Source organism: Winogradskyella poriferorum (assembly GCF_050618035.1).
Taxonomy (GTDB): domain Bacteria; phylum Bacteroidota; class Bacteroidia; order Flavobacteriales; family Flavobacteriaceae; genus Winogradskyella; species Winogradskyella poriferorum_A.
In genome coordinates, this window is the sequence record NZ_JBODPY010000080.1 from 1 (window position 1) to 245 (window position 245).

The 245-nt window shown below is 46.1% G+C and carries 1 protein-coding gene; it reads right to left on the reverse strand.

Going from position 1 to position 245, the window contains the following annotated elements:
• Positions 1–26: 26 nt before the first annotated feature.
• Positions 27–245: hypothetical protein (locus ACRHOC_RS14995; protein WP_431159425.1), on the reverse strand; the 219-nt coding region annotated here is incomplete at its 5' end.

Here is a 245-nt window from a genome sequence, read left to right on the forward strand (position 1 = left end):
GACAGTCATGTTGGAATTGAACCATTCTATGGGACGATTTGTAACCAGGCAATGGCTTCATCGGATAAACCAAAAATGTCGCCTACAATCGCGGCCTGATCTTTATTGAAGGTCATCTGTCCTAAGCAGGCAGCGGTGGTCCGCTCTTTTGATAAACCAATCGTTGCTGCTACATCGCTCCATTTAATGCCTTTAGCGACTTTTTGGGCAAGGATCTGAGCGGTTACTTCTTCTCGGCTACTGAT